Annotated in this window: 9 protein-coding genes and 1 pseudogene; all 10 read right to left on the bottom strand. The window is 58.8% G+C overall.

What is annotated here, in order from left to right; translation table 11 throughout:
• Positions 1 to 131 precede the first annotated feature (131 nt).
• On the bottom strand, positions 132 to 794 hold the full coding sequence (gmtX, locus tag L810_RS30970) for a gamma-mobile-trio protein GmtX (protein ID WP_012431293.1): 663 nt from the start codon (positions 792 to 794) through the stop codon (positions 132 to 134).
• Entirely contained in the window at positions 791 to 3,397 is a 2,607-nt protein-coding gene (gene gmtZ, locus L810_RS30965) for a gamma-mobile-trio integrase GmtZ (protein WP_012431292.1), read from the bottom strand. Before gmtZ ends, gmtX begins: the two co-directional genes overlap by 4 nt.
• Positions 3,398 to 3,425: 28 nt before the next feature.
• Complete coding sequence (gene gmtY, locus L810_RS30960; protein WP_012431291.1) at positions 3,426 to 4,808, bottom strand: gamma-mobile-trio recombinase GmtY; 1,383 nt, start codon at positions 4,806 to 4,808, stop codon at positions 3,426 to 3,428.
• Positions 4,809 to 4,892: 84 nt separating this feature from the next.
• Positions 4,893 to 6,155: an MFS transporter gene (locus L810_RS30955; RefSeq protein ID WP_039346158.1), complete on the bottom strand. Its 1,263-nt coding sequence runs from the start codon at positions 6,153 to 6,155 to the stop codon at positions 4,893 to 4,895.
• Positions 6,106 to 6,870, bottom strand: a complete 765-nt coding sequence (arsH, locus tag L810_RS30950) for an arsenical resistance protein ArsH (RefSeq protein ID WP_012431289.1) — start codon at positions 6,868 to 6,870, stop codon at positions 6,106 to 6,108. The genes L810_RS30955 and arsH overlap by 50 nt, the downstream gene beginning before the upstream one ends.
• Positions 6,871 to 6,891: 21 nt before the next feature.
• Positions 6,892 to 7,338, bottom strand: coding sequence for an arsenic resistance N-acetyltransferase ArsN2 (gene arsN2, locus L810_RS30945; protein ID WP_012431288.1), 447 nt, complete (start codon positions 7,336 to 7,338; stop codon positions 6,892 to 6,894).
• Between the two features lie 9 nt (positions 7,339 to 7,347).
• Complete coding sequence (arsB, locus tag L810_RS30940) at positions 7,348 to 8,409, bottom strand: ACR3 family arsenite efflux transporter (RefSeq protein WP_021162173.1); 1,062 nt, start codon at positions 8,407 to 8,409, stop codon at positions 7,348 to 7,350.
• Positions 8,396 to 8,917, bottom strand: a complete 522-nt coding sequence (locus tag L810_RS30935; RefSeq protein ID WP_012431286.1) for an arsenate reductase ArsC — start codon at positions 8,915 to 8,917, stop codon at positions 8,396 to 8,398. Before L810_RS30935 ends, arsB begins: the two co-directional genes overlap by 14 nt.
• Positions 8,914 to 9,371: pseudogene (locus L810_RS49345) on the bottom strand (ArsI/CadI family heavy metal resistance metalloenzyme). The gene L810_RS30935 and the pseudogene L810_RS49345 overlap by 4 nt, the downstream one beginning before the upstream one ends.
• Positions 9,368 to 9,700 carry an ArsR/SmtB family transcription factor gene (locus L810_RS30930; protein WP_012431285.1) on the bottom strand — a complete coding sequence of 111 codons (333 nt, stop codon included), beginning with the start codon at positions 9,698 to 9,700 and terminating at the stop codon, positions 9,368 to 9,370. Before L810_RS30930 ends, L810_RS49345 begins: the two are co-directional and overlap by 4 nt.
• Positions 9,701 to 10,005 lie beyond the last annotated feature (305 nt).

The following is a 10,005-nucleotide window of genomic DNA, read 5'->3' as shown; positions in this document are numbered from 1 at the left end:
TTTGGACCTATACCCGTGGAGTACATAGTTTGAGGGCGAAAAGCGTGAAAGCGTTCTGCGGTGGGGTCGCCAAGGACTCTCCGTTTCGATGTATGCATACATCGAAATACATCGTTTCGGTTATCGGCTGTTCAGGCTCCGAGGATCTTTCGTATTGCACGCGCGAAGCCGACATCGAACACTGTCCGACCGTGTTCGTTCACGATCTCGCCATGGCTGCCTTCGTGTAAGCCATGTCTTTCGAGGTAGTCGGCAGAGACCGCCTTCCCCAGCGCTTCACGTTCTGAAGGAGTGAGCTGCGCGTTGTGGCCGTTTGTCGTTGTTGGCAACGCGATGGCGTCTCCTGACGCGCGCACACCGATTGGGCGTCGATCCACGACGACTTGCGCGTTGGATTTCAGAAGGTTGACCTCGGCCCGGAGCTTGTCTCGTTCCCCGATGATTGCTTGCATGATGGAGCGGATCGCGGGGTCGTGAATACGCATGAGGTATTCGTGGCTTGCCAGCGGTTTCGATGGTCGAAGTGTCGGTGGCCCGGCATACGTCGCCCAGGCCGAAATCAGCTCGCGGTAGTCTGCCGATTGCATGTTGTAGAGGACGCGTCCCTTTAGGACGCCTTCCGCCTCGGCCAGGCGACCAATGGTTGAGAGAGAAAAATCGCGCGAGCCTGATTCCTGATGCCTGCGACAAATCTCGTGCAGCGCTTTTAGCCTAGCAAGCCGATGGGCACGACCACCCTTGGCGAGCAGCGTGCCGAGAAGCACGTTCGGGTGGTCGAATGTCGCGCTGTTCATGCTTGCGACTCGTCGATTCGTTGAGGCTTGCGCTTGAGCATGCCGGTGGCATTGCATTCCGGCAGAAACGTGGCGAAATCAATGCCAAATCGCTCGCTGAGACTCCGGCCGGCGTCCATCAGGTTGATGACCTGCCGCGTTCCCAGCACTGGATTAGCGGGGTTCATCTGCCGCGCGAGACGGCGCATGAATGCGTTGCCAACGCGGAGTTGTTCTTCTTCGCCCAGCGTCATGAAGACGGGCGCAAGGTGATCGCGATAAAGCACGGCATCGAGCAACTGACTACGACGGAATACTGCCTTGCCTGCATCGAGATCCGGATAGAGCTCGACATCGTCGCAAACTCCAGCGAGCTGAAGCAATTCCGATTCGGTCTCTTCGAACGCGATGTGCACATCGCTCGCGGTGCCCACCGCCACTAGTTGAGTAGAGTCTTCGACGGCCCGGTCGAGCGCAGCCTTGCAGCGCTCAATGAGCCGCCAACAAGCGGTGAGATCCTCCGCGAAGTCGTTAAATCGCTTCATCGATCCTTCCCACACGCGCTCAGCTTGCCGAAAGGCATCGAGATGAAGGAAGACCTCGCCAGCGTCTTCAGCGTCAGCCTTCTGCTTCTTTAGGTCAAGAAGCACGCGTTCATTCGCGAGGCAAGCATTGCGGGCCTCGTCGAAATGGTAGGCGATCGTGTTGAAGTGCGCGGCGAGCGATGGAAGGTAGTGAGGCTCCGTCACGAACCAGCGGCATCGAACGCAGTTGCGATTCCCTCCCGGAACGGGAGCGTGCTTTGCGTTGCCAACGGCAGTCCCCGGCAAAACCATCGGACCTCCGTTGTGGCATCCGCCAATCGAACGATTCTCCATCGAATCGCTGGCGTTTCCTCCAGCGAGGCAAAGGCCGTGGTGCATTGGCATCCAGCCCAACGCGTTTCTTGCCGCTGGATGCTCAGGGATTGCATCTGAAACACTGCTCACACTATTGCAGATCGCACTTCGGACAAGTTCGTCGTGTGCGGTATCGAGCAGAAAGTTCTGAATGCTCGCATTCTTATTTGCATCCAGGCGAGCCTTCGCATCGAGGAGGACGTCGCGAATATGGGTGGCTCCAGGCTTGGTGTAGTACAAGGTCATGACCAACCGGCTATGACCGACAAGCTTCTGCAGCACAGGGAACGGCACCTGTCCTTCCAAGGCCAGTGCAGTGACAAGGGAGACTCGCAAACTGTGAAGTGGGAACAACGTTCTCTTCTTGGACTGGGGCGGCAGCAGCCGAATCGGTGTTCCGTTGTGGTGAGTTTCGGAACGCCCGGCGAGCCGTGATTCGAATGCCTTCAGCAAATAGAACCAGCACGAATTGAGCGCCTGATCCTGAAGCGGAAAGTTACGCATTCGTGCCGTTGGATATTCTGGCAATCGGAAGAGAAAGCACGCGTCAGGATAGCGCGCCAACTGAAAATCAGTCTTGGCAATGATATGTCGACGATCAAGTTCTGCCCATGAGGTCCGACGCGAGATGGGGTTGTACTTCTCTTGCCAGTTGCGCAGCTTCTCGATCCAGTAGAAAACATTCTGGTGAAGCGCCCCGCCGTGCGTCCATGGCAGTAAATAGCCCTTCTCTGGCCCTGACTTAGAGACGTCGGCGGTCTTGTTCGTGTTGATATAGAGGATCGCCAGTGCGTTCTCGTTGTTGTTGCGATCATAGTCGCGCCGGAACACACCCTGCTGTAGCGGCCGAGATTCGCTTCCTTCTGCTATCTCGCTGCTGTTTCGCTCCCAACGTCCTGCCGCATAGCGCCAGGTGTCTGCCTCTCCGGAGTCAAGTACGCGGACCTGGCTAGTTCGTAAGGGCAAGATAAGCTTCACAAGCAGTGCAACCCATCGGACTGGACTCCACATCTGCAACACTTGACCACCGCGATAGTTTCGACTCAGCTTACGTATGCGCCAGACGCAATCCGGATCGTCGCGATCAATCTCGTCTTCAGTCACGTCGAGCCAATCAGGCGCGCTCGCACCCATATGGCCGATCTTGCTCCCGAGCGCACCATGTGCCCATTGCCAATCGCGAAAATGGGGTCCCGCCGCCAGCATCTGCCGAAGTTGGTCGATGTAGCCATAAGGCAGTGGTGAATAAACGCTCTCGCCGCGCTTCGGCAACCCCGCTTTCGACATACGACGTACCGGGTTGTGATAGCCCTGCATTAATACGGCGTTATCGTTTTTACCAATCTGACTGAAATGCCGAAGCAACACAAACTGCAGAAAAGCGTGGATAAGATTGTTCGCGCTGATGCCCCAAGGAGAGTCAGGACACGCCGTTCGGTGAAATTCTGGAACCTGTGTCGTTTGCGCCAGGAATACACTCGGGTCCAGCGGCAGGCTCTGCAGAATGAGGTAGCGCTCGAAGAAAGTCGATAGGGCCTGCAGCCTTTGGTGTAGACCATGCGTTTCCCCACCGAGCCACTCCAAGGCGAAGCCTCTCCAGGCTGCAAGTTCTGGATAGAACTCCACCACCCAGGTCAGGGTTGCATCCGAATCGCGTCGCATGCTGCGCTCGGTCCTTGCCGCCTTGCGACGCCCCTTGGGTTTAGTTGGAGAGGTCTTGTACATGTGTTTGCTCGGTCACGTGGAGATGTGGCTAGTCAGATGAACGGACCAAATCGGACAGAGGCGTCGTAAGAAGTCCATCCAGCCGGTGCGCCGCTTGCTGAAGTGCTTCTCGGGCTTCGCTAAAGCTTGCTTGTGTGTAGATCTCCTGGCTCTCGATCGATGCGTGATGCATGAAGCGGCGAATCATCGGCTTGTCGATTCCCGCGTGCTTCAAACGCTGGCCGTAGGCGTGTCGGTGCCCGTGCGGAGTTGTGCCAAGCGCCTTGCCAACTTCGAGGCCAATGCGTTTGCACGCGGCCGCGTGAGCCTTGTTGTACTGCGTGAGGGTGTATATCGCACCATAGGGTGCGCGCCGCAGGTTCACGAAAGCGAACGGATGATCCCGATCGAAATGCGCAAGCTGCTTCAGATAGCGATGCCAAAGTTCCAGAAACCACTCGCCGTACTCCGGCACGAACCAGTACGCCTGCTTGTAGTACGGACCGTCGTGCATGCCGCCTTTCCAGCCAGCATGCCGACGGTCCATCAAGTCTGTACGCGGCACAAGGCCGAAGCGCTGGCCGAGGTATTCTGCTCGGTTCGATTTACGTGGTCGTCCTCGCTCGTCGCACCAGTCAGCAGGCGCGGCCCCGTAGTGCGGATGGTGGATGAGGACCTTGGCTTGACGCGGGTCCTGTGGATCTGGAAATACGTCCTGAACGTAAAGGTGAAAAGGCTCCGACTCTCGAAATCCCGCGCCATGGAGCAGTAGCGTGATCAAGATGCCACGATAGTCGTAACGATCGCCGTTGCGAAAGCCTTTGAAGAGCAACGCTTCAAAGTGACGTTCTGGAAAAGCTGGCGGCTCACCTCGCGCGACCTTCGGGATTCTCCGGTAGCGAAGCCAATATCCTGTGGCGCGCGCGGTGGCATTCGACGCCCACGTATGCCCAAGGAAGGCCTTGCTTCTACGATACTGGTAAGCGGCTTCATCGATCTGTCGATCGAACGTGCTGCCGACGTACCGAGGATTGACGCTGGCTGCTTCAGGACGAACTTCGCCCAACCAATTGAAGAAGTCGCTCAAATGGATGATGATGCGTGCCGCGTCGTGCGGCGAGCGAGGCGGCCAGCAAAGGCCCGTGGCGTCGATTCCTGTTTCGCGATTGAACGTTCCTGTATACAGGCGCTTCGCGAAATTCTGAAACAGTCGATGAGGGTCGCGTTCGGCGGGGTTGAGTTGGATGTACTCAAGAAAGAGCCGCACCGATCGCGTCACCTTGCGCATCCATTCCAGACTGCGATCGTGGCTTCTATGCAGGAAATAATCAATCAGCGGCTCGAGTATCCCCGTCGCGGCGAGCAGGGCGGGGATCTCAGTGTAGACGCCGGTTTCGTCCGTGAGGACCTTTGCTTTGATGCTGACGAACATCGCTCGACAGAAAAAGCAAACACTCTACGCACGCTTTAAGTCACCACGTTGACCGTTGTAAGTCATCGCTGCTCCCGAATCGACTCACCGATAAGAGGGACGTGCCGACGCGCACTTCGCTGCGATAAAAAAGCTGACGGCGGATAGCGCGGAGACAAGCAACACCGTCCATTCGACGGCGACATATCCATCCGTCAATCCCCAGATGCTGGCCGCTGCGATGGGCGCGATGCCCTTCGCAATGTTCGACGGAAACGACAGCATGCCGCTGATCGCGCCGTAGCCCTCCGTCCACAGAAACTGCTGGACGATCGTGCCGCGCAGGATCGTCATCATTCCGTTGGCGGCGCCATAGCAGAGCGCGAAGATCCACAAAAGCGCAGCGGATTTGCCAGCCACAATCAGGACGACCGTCGAGACGGGAAAGAGTGTCACCACGATGAAACCAACTGTCGTGATGGTGACCTTGCGATCGAATGCGAACCAGACCGCGCGGGCGATGACTTGCGCGGGTCCTATCAGCGCCATGGTGATGTCCAGGACCGTGTTGGTGACGCCGCGCTCGACCATCAACGGGACCAGATGAAATGTGAGCGCGGCGAAGGTCGCGTAGTAGGTTGTGAAGCACAGTGCGAGCGCCCAGAAGGTAGGCGTGCGCAGTGCACGTCGCGTTGCCGCAGCATCGACCGCCGTGCGCTCCGCGCTCGGCTGGGCAGCGTTCGGGTCGATTCGTGAGGAGCGGATTGCGAAGACATGAATCGGCAGGCAAATGATTAGATTGCACGCGGCAAGTGCGACGAGCGCGAGACGCCAACCGGCCAGATCCACGAGGAACTGCGTGACCGGAATGAAAACCGTGCTCGCGAATCCCGCAACGAGCGTCACCAGTGTGATCTTGGTCTTGTATCGCAGCGGATAGCGATGCGTGAGCACGGCGAAGAGCGGGTCATAGAAGGTCGCAGCCATCGACAGGCCCAAGCCGATCCACGCTACGAAGAGAATCGTGAGCGACGATGTGGCCGACCACATCAGAAGCATGGCGGCCGCGATCAGCGATCCAATGGCCATGATTCGACGTCCGAGCCCGTGGTCGATCCATTTGCCCACCGGATACGCCACGAAACCCGAGACCAGCAGTCCGAGCGAGAGGGCAGCATTCGTGGACGTGCGGCTCCAGCCCATGGTCTGCTCCATGGGTACGACCAGCAGCGAAAACGAATAGTAGACCGAGCCCCACGACACCAGTTGGGCGAGCGCGAGCGCCCAGGTGGCCAGCGATTCGGCGCGATCCGTCGAGTTACTCGACTTCACTGTCGTCGGTGTCGGCGTTCTGTGCGCTGTGCTCATGGCTCATGGCTGCATTGGCGAGGACGGAAACTGATGCCGGAGCCTTCTCTTTACGCTCACTGTACCGGTCGGTCAGGTAATCTGAGCGGTCGCGCACGAGTAGCGTGAACTTATACAGTTCCTCCATCACATCGACCACACGATCGTAGTACGACGAGGGCTTCATGCGACCGCTCTCATCGAACTCCTGGAACGCCTTGGCTACCGAACTCTGATTGGGAACGGTCACCATGCGCATCCAGCGGCCGAGCACGCGCAAAGCGTTCACCGCGTTGAAGGATTGCGAGCCGCCCGACACCTGCATGACCGCGAGTGTTCGCCCTTGCGTCGGCCGGATGCTTCCGGAGTCGAGCGGCAGCCAGTCGATCTGGTTCTTGAACACGCCGGTCAGCGCGCCATGTCGTTCCGGGCTGCACCAAACTTGGCCTTCGGACCAGATGGACGCTTCGCGCAATTCGAGGACCTTCGGATGGTCGGCGGGCACGCTGTCGGCGAGTGGCAGACCATGTGGATCAAACACTCTGGTCTCGGCGCCTAACTTGCGAAGGATGCGCTCAGCCTCGAGTGTCAGCAAGCGACTATAGGAGGTCGGACGGAGCGAACCGTAGAGCAGCAAGATGCGCGGCGGATGATCCGAGATCGTCCGGGGTTCGAGCTTTGTGAGATCGGGCGTGTCGAGATGAGAAAGACTGACGTTCGGAAGATCGGTGGACATCGTATGGAAGCGGCTAAAGAGCTACGGGGTGATGGGGCGTGAGAGCAAAATCGCTGTGGCCGGGCACAGTTCAACGGCCTGGCGCGTGGCGAGGATCGCGGCAGGCGCGGTCTCGCGGCTCACAAGGTTGAATCCGGTCTTCTCGAAGAAGGCTTGTGCGTCAGTCGTAAGGAGCCACGCAGTTCTGGCGTCCGCGTCGAAGGCCTGACGCAGCAGCACCGCAACGAGATTCCGGCCGATGCCCTTGCTTCGACAGCTTGGCTCGACTGTCACCGAGCGGATCAGCACATCGCGCCCGTATTGTTCGAAGCCGCCGTATCCGACGTGCGAACCGGCAAGCGTCGTGAACCCGAAAAAGCGGCGCTGCGGTTCGTTGAGGTCATCGACCGGGAGGCCGTCACGGACCAGGGCCTTGACCAGACCGACGTCACTTCCGACGGTCTCGTGTGCAATGATTATGGCGCTCACACTCGCTCCTCAGGCCGTCTCGTACCAGCGCTGCGAGCGATTCACGACGCCAACCACCAGCAGCATGACTGGCACTTCGATCAGTACGCCAACGACTGTCGCCAGCGCCGCGCCAGACTGGAACCCGAAAAAGCTGATGGCGGTAGCAACGGCCAGTTCGAAGAAGTTGCTCGCGCCGATCAGACTGGACGGACCCGCCACGCAGTGCGCGACCCCGAGCTTGCGGTTCAGCAGATAGGCCAACCCGGAGTTCAGAAACACCTGAATGAGAATAGGGACTGCGAGCATCGCAATGACCAGCGGCTCCCGGACGATTGCTTGCTCCTGAAACGCGAACAGCAGCAACAGCGTGGCGAGCAGCGCGCAAATCGAATAAGGCCCGAGGCGGGACACCGTGCGATTGAAGTGGGTCTCACCCTTCGCGAGCAGCACGCGACGCAATAACTGCGCGATGACGACTGGAATGATGATGTAGAGACCCACCGACGCGATCAGCGTATTCCAGGGAACGGTGATGGCGGACAGGCCAAGCAACAGTGCCACGATCGGCGCGAATGCGACAATCATGATCGCGTCGTTCAGCGCCACCTGCGACAAGGTGAAATAGGGATCGCCCTTGCAAAGCTGCGACCAGACGAACACCATCGCCGTGCAGGGGGCGGCAGCCAGCAGAATGAGGCCGGCAATGTAGCTGTCGAGTTGCGCTGCGGGCAACCAGGCGGCGAAGACGTGGCGCACGAATATCCAGCCCAGTAGCGCCATGGAGAAAGGTTTGACGAGCCAGTTCACGAACAGCGTAACGCCGATCCCGCGCCAGTGGCCCTTGACCTGCGCCATCGCGCCGAAGTCGATCTTGATGAGCATCGGAATGATCATCACCCAGATCAGCACGCCCACCGGCAGATTGACCTGCGCCAATTCCATGCGACCGATCGCCTGAAAAAGGGACGGCAACCACTGGCCCAGCGCGATGCCCGCGACGATGCACAGCGCAACCCACACCGTCAGGTATCGCTCGAAGAAGCCAATGACCGGACGGCTCGCGCGAGCGACCGAATCAGTGCTGCCCATTGGATTCCTCGGCGGGACGTTCGCCAATCGCGCGCACTTCATTCTGGGCGGCATTGCGATCGAGTACGTGCAACGGCAGGTTCACAAACTGGCTCACCCGCGTCAGAATCTGCCGATAGACCTTGGTGAAGACCGCGCGCTTCTCTTCGTCGCTGCCCACGAATGCGGCAGGGTCTTCAAAACCCCAGTGCGCGGTGATCGGCTTACCGGGCCATATCGGGCACACCTCGCCAGCCGCCTGGTCGCACACGGTGATCACGAAGTCCATTTGCGGCGCGTCGGGTGCACCGAACTCATCCCAGCTCTTACTGCGCAGCCCGGCCGTGTCGTAGTCCAGCGACTCGCAGCGCTCGATCGCAAACGGATTGACCGCGCCTGACGGGTGACTGCCTGCGCTGAACGCGTGGAATCGACCCTTGCCTAGCGTGTTAAAAAGCGCCTCGGCCATGATGCTTCGGGCACTGTTGCCCGTGCAAAGGACCAGAATGTTGTAGGTCTTGTCGTTCACGTCTTGCTCCGATTGAGATCTGCGCCGGCGCAGCAGGCATTTGAAGAAACGCGGGCTTCGCGCGAACGATCGCGCGACTCTCCATAAACAGGGGCGTGCTCAAGCGTTTGAAACGTCTCCCATGCGACGCCCTGTGGGTCCACGGTCCAGGTCTTATCCGACTTTGCATAACAGCAGGTCGTCGCCGTCTGATTCGTGACAGGCAATTCAGCGCTCGCGAAACGCGCTCGCATCTCGGCAAGTTCCTCGTCCGATTCGACCTGAATGCAAGGTGATCAATGCCAGGCTTTACGCCACGCTGCGAAATAGCGAAGTTGACCTTCGGATCGCTCAACTCCCATTTGCGGTAGTGCGACTTCGATACCGTCGGTTTCGCGCCTCCAAACATGGCAACGTAGAACCGGGTGCTCGCATCAATATCTTCGACAGCAACGTGGATGTGCATGCGTTTCATGATTTAGCTCCTTGGCACTGCGACACAGCTTGAACGGAACAGTCAGCGCCCGCACAGCAGTTCTCGGTCAGAAACCCGAGCAGTGCGTTCATCGCATCGAAGTTGGCTGAATAGAAGATGAACCGTCCCTTCTGCTCGCTGTTGACGAGGCCCGCATGCGACAGGTCTTTAAGGTGGAACGACAAGCCAGACGGCGAGAGGCCAAGCTGCTGAGCAATCTCACCAGCCGGCATGCCTTCGGGGCCCGCGACAACCAGTGCGCGGAAGATCGCCAGGCGCGATTCATGAGCGAGCGCGCCGAGCGCGCGTACAACGAGGTTCGAGTCCATGGCGGCATCATAGACCTGTCGATTCAAAGATTCAAGTAATCTTGAAACGATGCGGCCACGGTGTTTGATGGTCAATTAGGGACGGTAGATAGCGAGTGGAGGGAAGAAAGTTGAACCCGCCCTCCAACCCTCAAACTCGAAATCTTGGGCTAGAATACCTGTATATTTATACAGTACTCCTGGAGCCAGATCGTGGGTCGGCCTGTCTTAGCCGCACAGCAGTTACGCACGCCCGAGGAACGGGCGCGCTCCCTCGATGCTGCGCTCGACAGAAATATGTATTCGGAGTCGGGGGGAATAACGCT

The sequence above is a fragment of the Burkholderia sp. AU4i genome (assembly GCF_000466765.1).
In the GTDB taxonomy this organism is placed as follows: Bacteria; Pseudomonadota; Gammaproteobacteria; order Burkholderiales; family Burkholderiaceae; genus Burkholderia; species Burkholderia cepacia.
The sequence above is the reverse complement of the archived record's forward strand: the minus strand, read 5'-3'. Positions and strand labels throughout refer to the sequence as shown.